Below are 18,934 nucleotides of genomic sequence, written 5' to 3' on the forward strand. Positions count from 1 at the left end.
CTCGTGGTTCACACCGTATCGCCCGGACGCCGGGAGGATGACCGCCGGGGCCCGGCAGGTGTCACAACGGTCCGCCCGGCAGTGACAGCACTCCGCGGCCCGCGATGGTGGGCAGGTCGAGGAAGGTGCGAATCCCCGGCGCGGCGGCGCACACCGGTGCGATGGCGTGCACGGCGTGCATGGCGGTGCCCAGGCAGCCCTGGTCGGTGTCGTCCTCGCCGTGGACGGCGATGCGGGATTCGAGGACCATCGACGGCAGTCCTTCCACCGCCACCTTCCAGCCGCGCCCGGTCGGCCAGTGCGGCGCCTGGTCGGCGCCCAGCCGGGTGATGTGTTCGATCGTCAGGGCGCGGCGGCCACCGATGACTGCGGTGTAGGAGAAGCGTTGCGCCGCAACGGTACCGGCTTCGATACGGCCGGCCGGGATGTCGATCGGCGTATCGGTGGTGACGACCTCCCGCTGCCAGATGTAGTCATCGATCGTGGCGCCGAGTCCGTCCGCGAGCAGCATCAGGGGTGCCGCGAACGACAGGCTGCCGACCGCCGGTTCGTCCATCGGTACCCGTTCGCCGGGTTTCTTGCCGAAGCCCATGATGTCGAACAGCACGAAGGGGACGTTGTAGGTGGTGTAGTCCATCAACTCCTGGACCAGCAACGAGTCGATCCGGCGGAACAGGCCCGACATCGTCAGCGGCAGCACCTCCGCGGCCCAGCCCGGCTGGATACCGGTGGCGTGGAACGAACTTCGACCGGCCGCGCAGGCGGTCTCCAACCGGCGGACCACGTCCTCCCCGGCGCTGCGCGGATAGATCCAGGCGGTGACGGCAGTGGAGACGACGTTCTTGCCGGACGCCAGCAGCGCGCACACATCGTCGAGCGCGGCCGGCGGATCCCATTCCCCTTGCGGGTTGTACAGCACGCAATCCGCTTCCAGGGCAAGGATTTCGGCGCGGTCGCTCGTGGCGATCACACCGATGTCACCGATGCCGCAGATCTCGCCGACATCGCGGCCCGCTTTGGCGTCGCTGTAGACCAGCGCGCCGACGAGTTCGAGGCCGGGGTGTTCGTGGACCGCGGCGACGGCGTGGCGGCCGACATTTCCGGTGGCCCACTGGATGATTCGCAGCGGTCGCGTCACTTCGGTGCTCCGTGCTGCGCGGCTTCGCGCGCGTTGTGGATGCGGACCAGTTCGCGGAACCCCAGCCGATGGTAGGCGGGCGTCGGCTGCACGCCCCATTGATCCTTCGCCTTGTCCTTGGCCTGCGCGCCCTCGGGTGGTCCGAACATCGGGTAGGGGACCTTGCATTCCTGGGTGTCGTCGGAATACTGGACCTTACGCAGTTCGCTGCAGATCTGGCTGAGGCTCAGGGTCGGGTAGCCGTAGTAGACCGCCATGAACGGCAGCGTGAACGCGCCCTCGACGACCAGGGCGACCAGGCAGACGAGCGTCACGCGCTGGATCCATTTGTGCATGTTCGCGTAGTAGGGCGTGGTCCCGGCCGGGAGGTCCTGGGCCGCAGGGTCTTTCGTGGCAGGTGAGGTGGTCACGGCAGTGCGCTCCCGTTCAGTCGGTGAAGATTTCGCGGTTGACCGTGTGCAGGTACGGGATCGCGAGGAAGGGGCTGATGTAGAAGATGTCGTAGAGCCACCAGCCGACGACCGGGAAGATCGTGCCGTGGTAGCGGACATCGGCGTACATGGTCATGTTGAACACGTAGGCGCACCAGATCACCACACCCATCCAGCAGGTGATGATCATCCATTGCTGACCCCAGCGTTTCATCTGGAGGAAGCCGATCGCGGCGGCGACCCGCATCGAGAACACGGTGAGGATCAGTCCGTACACATACGATTTCTCGCCGGGCCCGGCGGCTCCGCCGACCCACAGTTCGTTGTAGTGCCAGAAGTAGCCGCCGTCGAACATGTTTCCCCAGCCGACCAGCAGCACCCGGCTGAGCAGCGTGTGGTTGGCGATCATGTCCATCGCCCAGCCGAGGCTGTTGAGGCAGCCGTCGATGAGCACCAGATAACCGAGCAGGGTGACGATCATCGGCCGCACCGACAGCCCGTCGCGCAGGGCACGGCGCTGTAACAGGACGCCGCGCAGGAAGATCGGCAGCCCGATGATGCCCGGCGCCCACATGCCCATCAGAGCGGCGCCGGCGATCATCCACTTGTCGGCACGGCGTTGCGCACGCCGCGACAGGTCCTCGTGCTCGTCCAGGCCCGACGAGGGTCGAGCGGGGACGGCCGGCTGTTTTCCGGTGCGGCGGTGGACGAGTGGGAGATTCACAGGTCCCACCAGCCCCGGGCGAAGGACATGTACAGCTGAATGCCGAACATCGCCAGCAGAAAGCCGTAGATGACCAGTTGCAGGACGATGAGGGCCCTCTTCCTGCCCTGTTCCTGTCGATCCATGTCGAATTCCTTTCTCGCGCTCAGGATGTGGCTGCCACGTCCGCGGGCAGCAGACTGGCGGCGGCGATTTCGCGCAGACCGTCGGTGATCGCCCCGTCGGAACTCAACGGAGCCAGGATGCACGCTTCGGCGGCCTCCAATTCGCTTGCACCGCAGGCGATCAGCTGCGCCGCCGTCACGAGCACCCGGGTGGAGGGCGGCTCGAAGTGGAAGGCCCGGTCGGCGGAACGGATCGCGGTGGCGCACCCGACCAGTCGGCGGGCCGTCGGCAGCGCGACACCGGTCTCCGCCACGACCACCGCGGCCTCCGCATCGGGCGGCAGGTAGGTCATCGGGATCGTGACGAACCGTTGCCGGAACGAGGGTTTCAGTTCCTTCAGCGAGCTGCGATAGGCCGGGTTGTAGGAGCACACCAGCATGAAAGTGTCCGGGGCCGTGACGGTTTCGGCGGCGCGATCCAGGAACAGAGTGCGGCGATGGTCGGTCAGCGAGTGCAACACCGCCAGCGAATCGTGGCGGGCCTCGACCACCTCGTCGAGATAGCAGATCGCACCGGCCTTCACCGCACGGGTCAGCGGGCCGTCGGTCCAGACCACATCACCGCCGGTCACCAGGAACCGGCCGACGAGATCGGAACTGGTCAGATCGTCGTGACAGCTGACGGTGACCAGGGGCCGTTGCAGCACTGCGGCCATATGCTCGACGAACCGCGTCTTCCCGCACCCGGTGGGGCCGGTGAGCATGACCGGCACACCCCGGCCGAAAGCCCGCTCGAACAACCGCTTTTCGTTGCCACTGGCGTGGTAGCCGGTGCTGGGCATGATTCCCCTGTCGTGCTCGGTGGTCATGCGGCGACCAGTTCGCGGTGGACGTGGGCGAGCACCCGCGGCAGCTCCTCCACACGCCGGATGCGTTGGGACCGAAGGGGTCCGAACACCTCCGGCAGTGGATCGACGCGGGCCGGGCCGACGCCGATGTAGTAGATCGAGACGCCCGCGTCGGCGGCCTCCTCGACGGCGTGCGCGGTATCGGCCCAGGCGTAACGGCCCTCGTAACCCTCGTCGGAGATCAGCCCGTCGCCGATGACCAGCAGCAACCGCCGCTGCGACGGCTGGTCCAGCAACCGGGCCGTCAGGTGACGCAGTGGCGCGCCGAGCCGGGTGTATCCCCCGGTGACCAGTCCCTGTGCGCTCGGCGGGACGAACCGCCGGTCGGTGAAATCCTTCAGGCAGCGGACCTCGACCCGGTGCCGGGTGTTGCCGGTGAACACGAAGATGCCGTGCCGTTCCCGCGCTCGTGTCATGGCGCTCGACAAGGCGTCCGCGCACGCCAGCTCGAGGCGGAAGATGGCCCCGCCGTGCACCCCCAACGACGAACTGCCGTCCAGCAGAACGGCCGTCGTGACATCACGGCCCGCGGGCATCAGGTCGCGGAACACCCGCGGCTGGGCCGCCGCACCGGTCATCACATCGATGTAGTGACCGACATACCGGTCGACGTCGAGGTCGGAACCGTCCTCGAGCCGGCCGGTCATCGCGCGGTGGGTGTGCTGCTCGAACCAGCGGCGCAGCTCGGCCGCGACCGCGGTGCGCTCGGGGATGTAACCGGTGTGCGCGCGCTCCACGACGGCGACATGGTCACGCAGGAAACGGTCGGTCCACGCGTTCCACTCCGGGTAGGGGATGCCGGGCCGATGCTCCGGCGTGACATCGAAGTCGTTGTCGTGCGGTCGATTCGGCGGCGGCAGGTTCGGATTGCGGACCCCGCCGTCCCCGCCGACCGGGACCGAGTAGGGCCGCGGCCGATGCCGCGACCGGGTGGTCCACGGCATGCGGCCGTAGGCGCGGCGCAACCTCTCGACCGCACCCACCGGCGTCGTGTAGGCCGGTGGCAGCGTGCCGAGCAGCGGGTGCAGCGGTAGCGGCCGACCGGTACCGGCCAGGGCGATCGCCCGGTCGAGCATTGCCGGGGCATCCGCATCGGCGGCCGCGGGTTCCAGATCCGGTAGCGCCCTGCGGAATTCGCCGAGCAGGCCGGGCCATCGCGACGCGATCCAGCCCAGTGCGACACCGGCTTCGACATACACCAGGGCCCGCAGCTCGCGATCCGAGAGCGCACCGAGCCGGTAGCCGGCGAGCCGCTCCTTCGAGGGTGAACATTGCAGCGCCACAGCGCATGTCACCATCCTGCGGGTCCAGTCCGGCGGATAGGGAACGTGGACGACGGTCAGCGTCGCATCGAGACCGAACCGCCGCCGCTGCCCCGTGACCAATCGTGCTCCCGCACGCCGCGTGTCGCCGAGCGCGACCGCGGTGACGGCGCAGCTGCGCTCGAAGGCCATCGCGTCCGCGGTTGCGAGTTCAGTCATGCCGGGACACCGCCGGACGCGCCGTCACCGCAACCGCCGAGCTCAGAAGGTCCCCAGCCTGCTGAACATCCAGTACCAGAACGCGATGATCAGGACCGTCCCGCCGTACGCGGCCAGATAACGAACGCCTTCCCAGAGCCATAACATGGCCGGACCTCCTCGGTGATGTGTTGCGATGGGATACGGATACGGCGACGAACCGCGGCGCGACCGCCGCGTTCCCACCGGGTTGCGGAGTGCGTAATCGACTGTTGCGCCGAGTATTTCGCGGATGCCGGGCAGCCACCCGTATCGCGGCTCGAATATTGCCGACGCCCCGCGAATCCAGCGGAACACTGTGCCCGACAGAGGAATAACCCTCACGAGCATCGCCGAGCACCTCCGCGATGGTGATGTGATTGCCCGACCGGCAGACCCCGCATACCGCTGCATGCGCGTTGCACGCTCGCGCCCACACACCGGGCACTGCGGCGAGGGAGGTCGTCGTACGGGCTCTCATGGTCTGCATTTGTAGAACAGATCACTGACTCAAGTCAATGCTTGACGTAGATGACGCCACCCCTCACGATCACATGAACTGCTCTGCAACACCTTCGAGCGGAGATCCTTCCGCACCGCAGACCCACGCAGGAGCATCGAGTCAGCAACTCCGAGGCCGGCCGGTCGGCCCTACAGCGACATACATCGACTGACTCAAGTCAGCAACTGTGATAGCTTCAGCGAACACTCTCCGGCAGCGCGCAAGTCCACTGCGGCAACGCGACCGCGGCGCTCACCGGATCGACACGGCCGCTCGCGACATGCCTCGATCGGCCACCCAACAGGAGATCACCATGACCGACCGGCTCGCCGGCAAAGTGGCGTTCATTACCGGCGCGGCCCGCGGTCAAGGCCGCGCACACGCCCTCCGGATGGCCGGGGAGGGCGCCGACATCCTCGCCGTGGACCTCGCCGCTCCCCTGCCACCGGCGGTGCCCTACGACTCCGCCACCCCCGACGACCTCGACGAGACAGCGAAACTGGTCGAGGCGACAGGCAGGCGTATCCGCACTGCCGTAGCGGACATTCGCGATCCCGACGCCCTGCGCACGGCCGTCGACGACACGGTCGCCGACTGGGGACGACTCGACATCATCGTCGCCAACGCGGGTATCTGCATCCCGGAAACCTGGGATGCCATCACCCCAGGGTCATTCCGCGACGTCATGGACATCAACGTCACGGGAACCTGGAACACCGTCGTCGCGGGCGCTCAGCACATCATCGACGCCGGCCGCGGCGGCTCGATCATCCTGATCAGCTCCGCCGCGGGAATGAAGATGCAGCCGTTCATGGTTCACTACACCGCGAGCAAGCACGCGATCACCGGCATGGCACGCGCGCTGGCCGCCGAACTCGGCAGACACAACATCCGGGTCAACAGCGTCCACCCCGGACCTGTCAACACCCCGATGGGCACCACCGACATGGCCGCCGCGATAGCGCACGCGATAGCGACCTATCCGCAACTGGCGAACATGAACACACCCTTCCTGTCCGGATGGGTGTCCGAGCCCGAAGACGTCGCCGACGCGGTCTGCTGGCTGGCCTCCGACGAATCACGCTACGTCACCGCCGCACAGATCCCCGTCGACCAGGGCATCACCCAATACTGACCGGTCACCAGCCTGCCCCGACATCGACTTCGACATTTTCATACCAACGGAATATAGTCCGATGGTATGTTTTGTTGAGGCGGGTCCTCGACGAAGGGCCCACCACAGGCACCCGTGCCGACAAATCAGCGCGTCACCTGCGGCGATGAAGGAGGTTCAGATTGTGGACGATCACCCCTCGTCGACCACATCGGAGCTCGTGGACGCACCACTGACCGGTGGCCCTCCCCCCGAGGAACAGGTGAGCACCACCTACATCTGGTTGCTGATCTTCGCGCTGTTCGGCAGTTTCGCGGCGGTCTGGTTCTATCCGTGAATTACGACACCGTTGATCGGTGAATCTCGACACCACTCTCGGCGTGGAAGGTGTTGGTATCCGCGAATTTTGACACCACCGGACGGGTTGCGGTGGCAAGATCCTCCTGCTATCAATCTGCATCGGCCCGTAGGAGTGGATCTGTGCCGCCGAACCAATCCAAGGCGCAGTTGTACGCGGCGATCCGCCGGGACTCGAGAGCGGGCATGTCGGGCCGGGATCTACAGGCCAAGTACAACGTCGGCTACCGCACGGTCAACGCTGCTCTGACGTCTGCGTTCCCGGAGGCGCGCAAGGAGTATCCGGCGCGGGCGTCGAAGCTGGACCCGTTCAAGCCGTTGATCGATGAGATGCTGCGGGCGGATCTGGACGCGCCGCGCAAGCAGCGGCACACGATCACGCGGATCTATGCGCGGCTGATCGACGAGCACGGTATGGAAGATGTGTCGTATCAGCGGGTCCGCGACTATGTCGAGGAGCGTAAGCCGCAGATCAGGGTCGAGGCCGGCCGGGAACCGCCGCAGGTGTTCATCCCGCAGACCCACCGCCCCGGTGAGGAAGCCGAGGTCGATTTCGGTGAGGTGACCGTCGAGCTGCGCGGCGAGCCGATCGTGCTCTACCTGTTCTCGCTGCGGATGTCGTACTCGGGCCGGTCGGTGCAGCGGGTGTTCGCCTCGGGCGGGCAGGAAGCGTTCCTGGAGGGGCACGTGCACGCGTTCACGGTGCTGGGCGGGGTGCCCCACGGGAAGATCCGCTACGACAATTTGAAGGCCGCGGTCGCGAAGGTGCTCGGGTTGAGCAGGGCCAGAACCGAATCGCAGCGCTGGACCACCTTCCGCAGCCATTACGGCATCGACGACCCGTTCTACTGCATCCCGGGCATCGAGGGCGCGCACGAGAAGGGTGGTGTCGAGGGCCAGATCGGGTACTACCGGCGCAACCACTTCGTCCCCGTCCCGAAGGTCGAGTCCCTCGAGGAACTCAACACGCTGGTCGGGCAATGGGATAGCCAGGATCTGCGGCGGCGGATCGGTGCGCGGGCGCGCACGATCGGGGAGCATTTCGCGCTGGAGGCACCGACGCTGAAACGGCTGCCCGAGGAGGAATTCGAGACCGGGTCCTGGCTGTCCACGCGGGTGGACAGGTATTCGATGGTGGCGGCGCGGACCAACAAATACAGTGTCCCGATCCGGTTCATCGGCCGCCCGGTCCGGATCCTGTTACACGCCTCCTGGCTGGTCGTCTACGACGGCCGCACCGAGATCGCCCGCCACGAACGCCTGATCGGCAAGGCGCTGACCCGTGTCGAACTCGATCACTACCTCGAAGCGCTGGTCCGTAAGCCCGGCGCGATGGCCGGCGCCACCGCCCTCGAGCAAGCCCGCCAGAGCGGGAAGTTCACCAAGAGCCACGACGCGTGGTGGGCGGCGGTCCGCAAAGCCCACGGCGAGCGTGACGGCACCCGCGCGATCATCGAAGTGCTTCTGCTGCACCGCAGCATGCCCCACGACCAGGTCGTCGCCGGGCTGGACGCCGCGCTGCGCGCGGGAGCGCTGACCGCGGACGCGGTCGCGCTCGAGGCCCGCAAGGCCGCCGAAGCCTCTCCACGGCTGGCCAGCGTGGTCGACCTCGACGAACCCGGCCCGGATCCGGATCCGGTTCCCTCGCTGACCGCCCGCCGGCTGGCGCAACTGCCACCGGACACCCGGCCCCTGCCGTCGGTCGCCATCTACGACCAGCTGCTCCGCATCACCAAACCGAGAACCGCAGAAGGGAATTCCTGATGATCAGCCCGCTCCCGCGCCGTCACGGCATGACCGATCAGGCCGCCGACGCCGCCGTCGACCAGGCATGCCGGATACTGCGGCTGCCGTCGATCCGCTCCCAGTTCAACGACATCGTCGAAACCGCGACCCGTGACCAGATGACCTACCGGGCATTCCTGGCCGAGTTGCTGCTGGCCGAATGCGACGACCGGGGCCGCCGCCGCTCCGAACGCCGCATCCGCGCAGCCGGGTTCCCGCGCGATAAATCGTTGCGGGCGTTCGACTTCGACGCCAACCCGAACATCGACCCCGCGGTGATCAACACCCTCGCCAACTGCGACTGGGTGCGCAAGGGCACCCCGCTTTGCCTGATCGGCGACTCCGGCACCGGCAAGAGCCATCTGCTGATCGCGCTGGGCACCGAAGCCGCGATGCGCGGCTACCGCGTGAAATACATCCTGGCAACGAAACTGGTGAACGAGCTGGTCGAAGCTGCGGACGAGAAGGTGCTGGCCAAGACGATCGCCCGCTACGGGCGAGTCGATCTGCTCTGCATCGATGAACTGGGATATATGGAGCTCGACAAGCGTGGCGCCGAGCTGTTGTTCCAGGTCTTGACCGAGCGCGAAGAAAAGAATTCTGTCGCGATCGCCTCGAACGAGGCGTTCTCCGGCTGGTCGAACACGTTTCCCGAACCGCGGCTCTGCGCCGCGATCGTCGACCGCCTCACCTTCGGCGGGCAGATCATCGAAACCGGCACCGACAGTTACCGTCTCACCCGCACGGCCCTCGGCAGCGCCGCCGGACCCGCCACTGCGGCAGCGCCCCCGCCGCAGCAACCCGTATTCACCGACGCGCAGCAACAGGCCCTGGAAATAGTGCCCTGACCAGCGGGCTATCCACGAATTACGACACCACCCCGGCACCCGAACCCGCCGGCACCGGAAAGCACGACAACCCGTGACCACACACGACACCCATGCCCACCCCGGCCCCTTCTTTTCCGGTCTCACCGTCGACGACGCGATCGAACTCGCCGAAATGCTGACGTTCATCGACGACTGGCTAACCGGCAGCGATCCGGCTATCGCGCGGTCCTTCCACGCGTTCGTCGGCACGGACGGCTACACACTCACCGACCTGCAGGCCGACCTGAACCGGTTCGCCACCCTGTTCAACGGCCATCAGATCCCGGCCCACGACCCCCACACCGAACCTTTCTGACACGCCCGGCGAACCTGACACGCCGACCGGGGTGACGTCAAAATTCACGGATAAACCCACCCCGGATCGGCCCCAACTGACGCCAGAATTCACGGATAAGTGGTGTCAGAATTCGTACTTACGGCCAGATGGCGATATCGCCGAATATCGTGCTGCTCGCGGTGTCGTGGATGGTCGCGCAGCTCGGGTGGAGCGCTGCGGCGAATTCGCTGTTGCTCAGCCAGGCGGACCGGCTCCCCGAGCACCAGCGCGGGAAGGTTGCCGGCCTGAGCGGTGTCGTCCAGATGGTCGCGGCGGTCGCCGGCACGGCGATCGCGTCGGGATTCATCGGCAACACCCTGCTGGTCTTCGTGGTTCCCGGCCTGATCGGCGGCCTCGGCATGTTCTGCTGGACAGTGTTCAATCACGAGGACGACGCGCGCGCCCTGGACCGAAGCGAGGCGCTCACGGCCGCGCGGATGCTGTCCGGCTTGGTCTTCGACCCGAGACACCATCCGGATTTCGCGTGGAACTGGCTCGGCCGGTTGCTGTTCAACTTCGGCGTCACCTTCGCCACGACCTTCACGACGCTGTTCTTCGCCTCGCGGCTCACCGACGACGGACAGGTCGCCGGGATCGGCGGGTTCGTGGCGGTCCTGTCGATCGTCGGTGTCGTCGCCACCGCCGGAGGCGCGCTGGCCGGAGGGTTGCTGTCGGATCGGTTGCGCCGCCGCCGTGTCTTCGTACTGTTGTCCGGCGTCATGTTCACCGTAGGCGCGATCATCATGGCCGAGGGAGGTTCCGAGGTCGCCGTCCTGGTGGTCGGTTCGTCACTGACCAGCGTCGGTCTGGGCGTTTTCGCCGCAGTGGACCAGGCCATCGTGCTCGATGTTCTGCCCGAGCGTGGCAGCGACGCAGGCCGTTTCGTGGGGATCAACGGATACTCCACCAGCATCGCGCAGGGCGTGGCGCCTGTCCTGGCCGCGCCGATCCTGCAGATCGGCGCCGCCGGCGCCGGCAAGAACTACAGCCTCCTGTTCCTGATCGCGGCCGTCTGCACGCTGGCCGGCGGACTCATCGTCGTCTCCAGGGTTCGAGCCGCGACGTAGCCCCTCGCCGATCATCTTCTGCCGCACAATGTTTCGAAACGGAGATTCGGTGACCTCGTTCCCGGACGGCTTCCTCTGGGGCGCCTCGACCGCACCCCATCAGATCGAAGGCAACAACCTCAACAGCGACTGGTGGGCCCGCGAGGCGCTGATGCCGGGCACGGAGCTCAGCGGCGACGCGGTCGACAGCTACCACCGCTACCGCGAGGACATGGAACTGCTGTCCGGCAACGGATTCAACGCCTACCGGTTCGGTATCGAGTGGGCCCGCATCGAACCACGATCGGGTCAGTTCTCCCGCGCCGAACTCGCCCATTACCGCCGGATGATCGAGACGGCACTGACACTGGGCTTGACGCCGGTGGTCACCCTCCAGCATTTCACCGTGCCGCGATGGTTCGCCGAACAGGGCGGCTGGTCGGCGGATACGGCGATCGATCACTTCGCGGCCTATGTCCGTGAGGCGACCACGATCCTCGACGGCGTCGAATGGGTCGTGACCATCAACGAACCGAACATGCTGGCCATGATGGGCATGCTGCAGGCGGCGTTCCGCAGCGGCGCCATGACCTCCTGGCACAGTCCGACCGTCGACGGCCCCGCCGAACGTGACCGCATCAGCGCGAACCTGCCGGTACCCGCACCGGAGTTCGGCGCTCCACTGATCGCCGCGCACCACGCGGTCCGCGACATCGTGCGCGCACGCACCGGCGCCAAAGTCGGCTGGACGGTGGCGAATCAGGCGTTCACGGCGAAACCGGAGCATCACGGCACACTCGCCGAAGTCCGGTACGCCTGGGAAGACCTGTATCTGGAGGCTGCGCACGGGGACGACTTCATCGGCGTCCAGTCGTACTCGTCGCAGGAGGTCGACGCGAACGGCGTTGTGCCGCACCCGGATCGGCCCGGCAACACCCTGGTCGGGACCGCGTACCGGCCGGACGCCCTCGGTATCGCCGTCCGGCACGCCTGGCAGACGACCGGACTGCCGATCCTGGTGACCGAGAACGGGATCGCCACCGGCGACGACACCCGCCGCATCGCCTACACGACCGAGGCGCTGAAGCATCTGCGCGACACCATAACCGACGGTGCCGATGTGCGCGGTTATCTGCACTGGAGCCTGCTCGACAACTACGAGTGGGGCCATTGGCGACCGACGTTCGGCCTCGTCGCCGCCGACCGGGAAACCTTCGAACGCCGCCCGAAGCCCAGCCTCGCCTGGCTGGGATCCATCGCGACATCCAACGGCCGCACCCTCGACTGATCGGACCGCACGACCATGACCGGCACCCCCCACGATCGCAGCGCCGCGACGCCGACCACGCACCTGCCGTACCGGAACCCGAATCTGCCCGTGGCGGAACGGGTCTCGGACCTGTTGTCCCGGCTCACGCTCGAGCAGAAGGCCGGGCAACTCGTCCAATACTTCTACCTGCCCATCCCCGCCGACGTCGTTCCCGGCCCCGACGTCCCGCCGGAACACCTGGCGCTCCTCGGACAGCCTCGAATGGTCGAGTCCGCCATCGCGGCCGGACGCGCCGGATCGGTCCTGTTCACCACGAACGCCGAGACGACGAACCGCCTGCAGCGCATCGCCGTCGAGCAGAGCCCGCACGCGATCCCGCTGCTGGTCGGCCTGGACGTCATCCACGGCTTCCGCACGATCTTCCCCGTCCCGATCGGACTCGCCGCGACCTGGGATCTCGACATCATCGAACAGGCACAGGCCATCGCGGCGCGAGAAGCCCGCGTGGCCGGAATCACTTGGACTTTCGCGCCGATGGTCGACATCGCCCGCGATCCCCGCTGGGGCCGCATCGTCGAGGGCGCGGGCGAAGACCCGTTCCTGGGCGGGGCCGTCGCCGCGGCGCAGGTCCGCGGCTTCCAGGGCGACCTCGGCGCCGAGCACATCCTCGCCGGCCCGAAACACCTTGCGGGCTATGGCGCTTCGCGTGGCGGACGCGACTACGACGACGCCGAGATCTCCGATTCCGAACTGTGGAACGTCTACCTGCCCCCGTTCCGCGCGGCGATCGACGCCGGGGCCGCGAACATCATGAGCGCCTACATGGACCTCAACGGCGTACCGGCGTCGGCGAACACCTGGCTGCTCACCGACGTACTGCGCGACACGCTCGGCTTCGACGGCTTCGTCGTCTCCGACGCCAACGCCGTCCGATCCCTGGAGGTACAGCACTTCGCGAAAGACCACACCGACGCCGCGGCCCGCGCCGTCCGCGCCGGTCTGGACATGGAGATGTGCATGCTCGCCCCCGCCTTCGACCACTTACCCGAAGCCGTCGACCAGGGCCTGGTCACCGAAGCCGAAATCGACCGCGCCGCAGCCCGAGTACTGACCGCCAAATTCCGCCTGGGCCTGTTCGAGAACCCCTACACCGACGAACCCGCCGCCACCGAGATCCTCGAAACCCCCGCACACCGCGACCTGGCACGAACCGCCGCCGAACGCTCCATCGTCCTGCTGAAGAACGACAACGCGACACTACCCCTCCACACCGACACACTGACCTCGATCGCGGTGATCGGCCAACTGGCCGACAGCAAACGAGATGCGCTGGGCCCCTGGGTATTCGCTCACCACACCGACGAAACCGGCACCGTCCTCGACGCCCTGCGCACCCGGATCGGCGCCACCGTCCGCGTGGAATACGCACCGGGAGCAAGCATTCCGGAACGCGTGATCCCGTCCCCCTTCGACCGCATGGACCCCACCGTCGAAACCACCCCCGCGGACTACGACGACACCACCGAAATCGACCGCGCGGTACAACTGGCCCGAGCCGCCGACATCGCCGTGGTCATAGCGGGCCAGCGCCAGAACCAGATCGGCGAAACCGCCTCCACCGCAACCCTGGACCTCCCCGGCCGGCAACTGGAACAACTGCAACGCATCGCCGCGACCGGCACAACGGTAGTCCTGGTCCTCCTGTCGGGCAGACCCCTGGACCTACGCTGGGCCGACGAACACATCCCCGCGATCGTCCAAGCCTGGTATCCGGGCACCTGCGGCGGCGACGCCCTCGCCTCGATCCTGCTCGGCGACGTCTCCCCCGCCGGCCGACTGCCGTTCACCTGGCCGAGACACGCCGGCCAGATCCCCATGATCTACGCCCACCACCGCACATTCCACCCGGAACAACAAGGCATCCGCTACTACGACGAACCCAGCACACCGCTGTACCCGTTCGGACACGGCCTGTCCTACGCACACTTCGAATACACCGACCTCCGCACCGACCGCACCCGAATCCCCCTGGGCGACACCGTCACCGTGACCGTCGACGTCACCAACACCTCCGACCGCCCCGCCGACGAGGTGACCCAGCTCTACACCCACCAACGCCACGGCACCTCCTCGAGACCGATCCGCGAACTGAAAGGCTTCCAACGCCACACCTTCGCCCCCGCCGAAACCCGAACCCTGACATTCGAACTCGGCCCCGACCACCTCTCCTACTGGAGTTCCGCAACCGGCACCTACATACAGGACATCACCACGATCGACCTGCGGGCCGGAGGAAACTCCGACGCCCCACTCACCACAACGATCGAGATCACGAGCCGATAATCCTCCAGTGCAGCATCTTTCGAGTACCACAGCCGCGAACACCGGACTCGATGGCCGACATGCGCGGAAGTCACGGCCGGGACATAGATCTCGGCGAAATGCGCCGAAATCTGGCCTGTGGTAAAACCTTCGACGGTCAATGACAACACGCCCTCATCCACGCCCGACAACCCCGCCACCACTTACGTGCGATCTTCGGCGAGAAGCCGGAATTGCTATCGCGCGGCACGTCGACGGCGACCGGGCCCGATTTCGGCGATTACCGTTCTCATCCGGGTTCCGTTGCGGGAGTCGCCCGTTCCGCGATCGGCCACGCCGTGTTTCCTCCAACCGAAATGCCGGCTTCTTCGTGGATTCCACCGGGTTCTTCTTCGCCACGACGGAGCGTCTCCGACATCAGCCCGTCGTTCCCGCCGAACCGTCACGTTCAGCTCGTCGGACCGAGACCACATCCGCCGTCTTCCACACTCCCCTACCTGACCGGATCGCCGGCGGCGACGGTACGCACCAGCCGCGCCAGCCGCTGTCCCGCATCCGGGCGGCCCAATTCGCGGGCAGCTTTGCCGACCCGGGCGCGGGCGTCCGGATCGGTCAGCAGTCCGGTGACGGCCGCGCCGACTGTTTCGGCGGTCACGGTTCCCGGCACTGTGACCGCCGCCCCGGCTTCGGTGAGCAGCCGCGCTGCCCGCGCCTGCTCGCCGCCGGCCGACGACGCCAGCGGGATCAGCACCGCGGGCTTACCCAACGCGGTCAGCTCGGCGATCGTGCCGGCGCCGGCCCGACACACCACCACCTCGGCCAGCGCCAGCGCATCCGCCATCCCCGCACCGTCGACGAAGTCGGTGACGAAGTAACGGCCGGCCAGCTCGCCGGGCAGCGCGGCCGCAGTGCGCCGCAACTCGGGCAGGTCCGAAGCACCGGCCTGGTGAATCACATTGGCCTGCATCAGCAATGAGTCCAGTATCTCGGCCACCGCGGTGTTTATCTGGTGGGCGCCCTGCGCGCCGCCAGTAACCAGAACCGTCGGCAGTTCCCGCTCGAAGCCCGGCCCGAACCGATCCAGCGCCGCCGGGCCGCTGCCGGCCAGCACCGATTCACGGACGGGGTTGCCGGTGACCACCGCACGCGCGGCCGCCCGCGGCGGCAACACCGCGACGGTCGCATCGGAGGTCACAGCCACCGCGGCCGCGGCACGTGCCAGCACCCGGTTCGCCAGGCCGAGCCCGACCGTCTGCTCATGCACGACCAGCGGAATCCGCAATACTCCAGCGGCCACACCGACCGGCACCGCCACATATCCGCCGGTGGTCACCACGACATCCGGTGCGAGAGCGCTCAATCGGCGCACCGCCTGGGCCACACCGACCGGCACCCGAGCCATATCGGTGACATTGGCGCGGGTCAGCATCCGCAGTGGGTTGCGTGCCCGGCGAAGCTTGCCGACGGCCACCGCGGTGAAGGGGATGTCGTCGGCGGCCGCAGTCCGCTGTTCGAGCGAGTCGGCTTGCCCGAACCACAACAGCTGCACCGGATCTGGATCGGCCCGCAGTTCCCGTGCGACACAGAGCGCGGGAAATACATGCCCGCCGGTACCACCACCCGCTATCGCTACCCGCACGACGCCGCCTTCCATGACCGGACTGTCACAACCCGCTCGAGTCTGCCACCAGGTGGATTGTTCAACCGGAGCCGGTCCAGCCCCTACCGTTATCGGGCCTCGATCTGCTCGCGCAGGATGTCGCCGTGGCCGGCGTGGCGGGCGAACTCGGCGGTCATGAACACATAGATCCAGCGAAGGCTGACGGTGCCCAGGCGTGGGTGTTCGCGCGTCTCGCTCAAGGGAATTGGCGCTGCGATGGTTCTGGCTCGGGCGCCGGCGCGTTCGAACTCGGCGATCACCTCGGCCACGCTCTCCTCGTCGCCCACGCCGAAACCGCCGTGCGGCCACAACGGGCCGTCGCAGTCGGCGTCGGCGAGTTGTCCGAGCGTGCGCTGGAACCACATTCGCTCGGCGTACGTGCCGTGTTTGATCAGAGCTATCGGAGTTGTCAGCGACGGTACGAGTCGGCGCCTGGCGTCGGTTTCGGACAGTCCGCGGACCGTGTCGACGAGGTCGGTGCGCGCTCGGTCGAGCATGGCTTCGAGCACTTGGCGTTCGGTGCCGGTGGTGTGGGTCGGAGTGGTCATCGCAGGGTGGTCCTTTCGCGGCCGGTCGGGCACGCGCCGGACCGGCCGATGTGCTGGTGGTGGTCGGAATCGGCTCGCCGGAACGAACCGGCGCCGGGTGGCGGCATGGTCCGCGACAGGGAATCCTGGATTCGGCTGCCGAAGATCGCCGCCCACATCGGAAGTGGGCGCGGCGAGCCGACCACGAATCTACCATTTGCTGCTGTGGGCCGCGACATGTGCAGTGGCACAGCGGGATACGCGATGTGAGGGGGACCGTGACGTGTCGGAGGTCCAGGTGGTGGGTCCCGGGGACTGGCGGGTGTGGCGAGAATTGCGGCTGGCGGCGTTGGCGGAGGCGCCGGGTGTGTTCAGTGCGAAACTGTCGGAGTGGACCGGGCCCGGTGATACCGAAACCCGTTGGCGTGCATGGCTGACCGAGATCCCGTTCACGGTGATCGTGTGGTGGCAGGGGATCCCGGCGGGCATGGCCGGGGCCTTCTGCCCTGCCGCGGATCGGGTCGAGTTGGTGGCGATGTGGGTCGCGCCGGTCGCGCGCGGCCACGGTGTGGGTGACGCGGTGGTCGAGGCAGTTGTGCGGTGGGCCGGTGACCGGCGGGTCGGCCTGGTGGTCAACCGCGACAACCGGCCCGCGATCCGGCTGTACGAGCGTCACGGATTCGCCGACACGGACCTTCCCACCGACCACGTCGGCGAAAAACGGATGCTCCGACCACATGACGGAACTCGCTGTGCCACAGGCGTTTGCGCCCGGCACGGGCGACCCGACACCACCGGTGACCACTCGCTCGCGCCGGGCTTCACCGGTCCCCGATGAGATACCGGCCTCGGGATTAAGACACTTGACTTAGCCCCTTTCGGGTGTTGTGATCGACGTGTGGATGCGCCGAAGTCGATGAAGGAACAGGTCGTGCCGACCGCGGAGCGTTTGTTCGCCCGGCACGGTGTCGACGGGGTGTGGTTACGTCGGATCGCATCCTGCACTTCGGCGCCGACCGTGAGCAGGCACTCGCGAACAGCCGCCCGGTGCTGCCCGAGACCGCCGGGCTCACCCACGGCATGGTCGGGTTCCTGCGGGGATCCGCGCCCGCGTGGTCGGGCAACCTCGACGGTCTCGATCTGCCCTGCGTTTCCCTGACGCCCATCAGTCGGCGTCCCCCCTCCGGAAAGGATTGTTCATGGAGATCTCCCACGACACGGTCGCCGTCATCACCGGCGGCGCCAGCGGCATCGGACGCGCGACCGTGCACTCACTCGCTCGGCGTGGCGCGCGCGTCGTGGTCGCCGACATCGACAGCTCGGGCGCCGAAGCGGTGGCCGCGGAGGTCACCGCCGCGGGCGGGCAGGCCGCGGGTGTGCGCTGCGATGTGTCGGCGGCGACCGCCTTCGACGAGCTGCGCACGTTCACGCTGGACCGGTTCGGCCGCGTCGACGTGGTGATGAACAATGTCGGTGTCCTCACCCGTGGCCGGCCGGAGTACCTGCCCGTGGCCGAGTGGCAGCGGATCATCGACATCAACCTGATGTCGGTCGTACGCAGCAATGACGTCTTCCTGCCGCGGCTGATCGAGCAGGGGCACGGGCACATCGTCAATACCGCGTCGTTCGCCGGGTTGTTCACCTACGCCTACGACCGGCTGCCCTACGCCGCGACCAAGGCCGCGATCGTGCAGATCTCCGAAGGGCTGCGGCTGTATCTGCAGCCGCAGGGCATCGGTGTCACCCTGCTGTGCCCGGGACCGGTGAAGACCAACATCATGGCCTCCCGCCCCCGCAGCTTCGGACCCGACGTACAAACCCGTGGTCCCGGAACGCAATTCCCGGTGCTGGAACCCGACGTTGTCGGCGAACAGGTCGCCGAGGCCATCCGCACCGACACGTTCATGCTCTACACCCACGACAACGTCCGCGACGTACTCGTCGAACGCGCGTCCGACTGGAACGCCTTCATCGAAAGCCGGACCGAGCAGATCGCCACCCAGCCCTGATCGATCGAGGCACACCGGGCAGGCCGATTACGGCACTCGCCGCAAGGTCGAGCGCACACCGCCGGCGCCTCACACTGGATCGGCGGCCGGCCCGGCCCGCGGAAATCCGGCATCGCAGCGGACTGAATCACGTATCAGCATTATTGTGAAACGGGCCATGTCCTTATTGATCGCCCCCTTCGCCACAGCGACACCGCCAGGCCACGCCAATAGTCGTTACACGGCAGCGCACACCGGCGCGAAAGCGCACGGAACCAGGAAAGACCGGTAATCCGCAGGGGCACAACAATTTTCGCTGATCGATTTCGGGACCTGGATCAACCGCATCGACC

The 18,934-nt window shown here is 67.2% G+C and carries 18 protein-coding genes; 10 read left to right on the plus strand and 8 right to left on the minus strand.

Going from position 1 to position 18,934, the window contains the following annotated elements:
- Positions 1-61: 61 nt before the first annotated feature.
- The 6 genes from G361_RS0111645 to G361_RS0111670 all read right to left on the minus strand — a co-directional run bounded on the left by G361_RS0111645 (position 62) and on the right by G361_RS0111670 (position 4,786).
- Positions 62-1,138, minus strand: a complete 1,077-nt coding sequence (locus G361_RS0111645) for a hypothetical protein (protein ID WP_019927257.1) — start codon at positions 1,136-1,138, stop codon at positions 62-64.
- A complete protein-coding gene (locus G361_RS0111650) occupies positions 1,135-1,473 on the minus strand; it encodes a hypothetical protein (protein WP_019927258.1) in 339 nt (112 codons plus the stop codon). The genes G361_RS0111645 and G361_RS0111650 overlap by 4 nt, the downstream gene beginning before the upstream one ends.
- 91 nt (positions 1,474-1,564) lie before the next feature.
- A complete protein-coding gene (locus G361_RS0111655) occupies positions 1,565-2,293 on the minus strand; it encodes a hypothetical protein (RefSeq protein ID WP_019927259.1) in 729 nt (242 codons plus the stop codon).
- Positions 2,290-2,418, minus strand: a complete 129-nt coding sequence (locus G361_RS51450) for a hypothetical protein (RefSeq protein WP_019927260.1) — start codon at positions 2,416-2,418, stop codon at positions 2,290-2,292. Before G361_RS51450 ends, G361_RS0111655 begins: the two co-directional genes overlap by 4 nt.
- A 20-nt stretch (positions 2,419-2,438) precedes the next feature.
- Positions 2,439-3,266, minus strand: a complete 828-nt coding sequence (locus G361_RS0111665) for an AAA family ATPase (RefSeq protein ID WP_019927261.1) — start codon at positions 3,264-3,266, stop codon at positions 2,439-2,441.
- Positions 3,263-4,786, minus strand: a complete 1,524-nt coding sequence (locus tag G361_RS0111670) for a nitric oxide reductase activation protein NorD (protein WP_019927262.1) — start codon at positions 4,784-4,786, stop codon at positions 3,263-3,265. Before G361_RS0111670 ends, G361_RS0111665 begins: the two co-directional genes overlap by 4 nt.
- An 833-nt stretch (positions 4,787-5,619) precedes the next feature.
- Here G361_RS0111670 and G361_RS0111680 point away from each other — a divergent pair.
- The 8 genes from G361_RS0111680 to G361_RS0111715 all read left to right on the plus strand — a co-directional run bounded on the left by G361_RS0111680 (position 5,620) and on the right by G361_RS0111715 (position 14,427).
- Positions 5,620-6,441 (plus strand): mycofactocin-coupled SDR family oxidoreductase, encoded by an 822-nt coding sequence (locus G361_RS0111680; protein ID WP_026342944.1) that lies wholly within the window; start codon positions 5,620-5,622, stop codon positions 6,439-6,441.
- 145 nt (positions 6,442-6,586) lie between these two features.
- Entirely contained in the window at positions 6,587-6,757 is a 171-nt protein-coding gene (locus G361_RS49340) for a hypothetical protein (protein ID WP_019927265.1), read from the plus strand.
- 206 nt (positions 6,758-6,963) lie between these two features.
- Positions 6,964-8,541: an IS21 family transposase gene (gene istA / locus G361_RS0111690; RefSeq protein ID WP_231386987.1), complete on the plus strand. Its 1,578-nt coding sequence runs from the start codon at positions 6,964-6,966 to the stop codon at positions 8,539-8,541.
- Positions 8,541-9,410: an IS21-like element helper ATPase IstB gene (gene istB / locus G361_RS0111695; protein ID WP_019925495.1), complete on the plus strand. Its 870-nt coding sequence runs from the start codon at positions 8,541-8,543 to the stop codon at positions 9,408-9,410. Before istA ends, istB begins: the two co-directional genes overlap by 1 nt.
- Positions 9,411-9,483: 73 nt before the next feature.
- Positions 9,484-9,747, plus strand: a complete 264-nt coding sequence (locus tag G361_RS43260; protein ID WP_019925496.1) for a hypothetical protein — start codon at positions 9,484-9,486, stop codon at positions 9,745-9,747.
- A 128-nt stretch (positions 9,748-9,875) separates the two neighbouring features.
- Positions 9,876-10,835 (plus strand): MFS transporter, encoded by a 960-nt coding sequence (locus tag G361_RS43265; RefSeq protein ID WP_019927266.1) that lies wholly within the window; start codon positions 9,876-9,878, stop codon positions 10,833-10,835.
- Between the two features lie 49 nt (positions 10,836-10,884).
- Complete coding sequence (locus G361_RS0111710) at positions 10,885-12,102, plus strand: glycoside hydrolase family 1 protein (protein ID WP_019927267.1); 1,218 nt, start codon at positions 10,885-10,887, stop codon at positions 12,100-12,102.
- A 15-nt stretch (positions 12,103-12,117) separates the two neighbouring features.
- Positions 12,118-14,427, plus strand: coding sequence for a glycoside hydrolase family 3 N-terminal domain-containing protein (locus G361_RS0111715; protein ID WP_019927268.1), 2,310 nt, complete (start codon positions 12,118-12,120; stop codon positions 14,425-14,427).
- Positions 14,428-14,899: 472 nt separating this feature from the next.
- Here the strand turns inward: G361_RS0111715 and G361_RS0111720 are convergent, their stop codons facing one another.
- Positions 14,900-16,060, minus strand: coding sequence for a glycosyltransferase (locus G361_RS0111720; protein WP_019927269.1), 1,161 nt, complete (start codon positions 16,058-16,060; stop codon positions 14,900-14,902).
- A gap of 74 nt (positions 16,061-16,134) precedes the next feature.
- Positions 16,135-16,614, minus strand: a complete 480-nt coding sequence (locus tag G361_RS0111725) for a DinB family protein (protein ID WP_019927270.1) — start codon at positions 16,612-16,614, stop codon at positions 16,135-16,137.
- A gap of 262 nt (positions 16,615-16,876) precedes the next feature.
- Here G361_RS0111725 and G361_RS50280 point away from each other — a divergent pair, with 262 nt between their 5' ends.
- A complete protein-coding gene (locus G361_RS50280; protein WP_019927272.1) occupies positions 16,877-17,431 on the plus strand; it encodes an N-acetyltransferase in 555 nt (184 codons plus the stop codon).
- 361 nt (positions 17,432-17,792) lie between these two features.
- On the plus strand, positions 17,793-18,602 hold the full coding sequence (locus tag G361_RS0111740; protein WP_019927273.1) for an SDR family oxidoreductase: 810 nt from the start codon (positions 17,793-17,795) through the stop codon (positions 18,600-18,602).
- Positions 18,603-18,934 lie beyond the last annotated feature (332 nt).

The organism is Nocardia sp. BMG111209 (assembly GCF_000381925.1).
Classification (GTDB): domain Bacteria; phylum Actinomycetota; class Actinomycetes; order Mycobacteriales; family Mycobacteriaceae; genus Nocardia.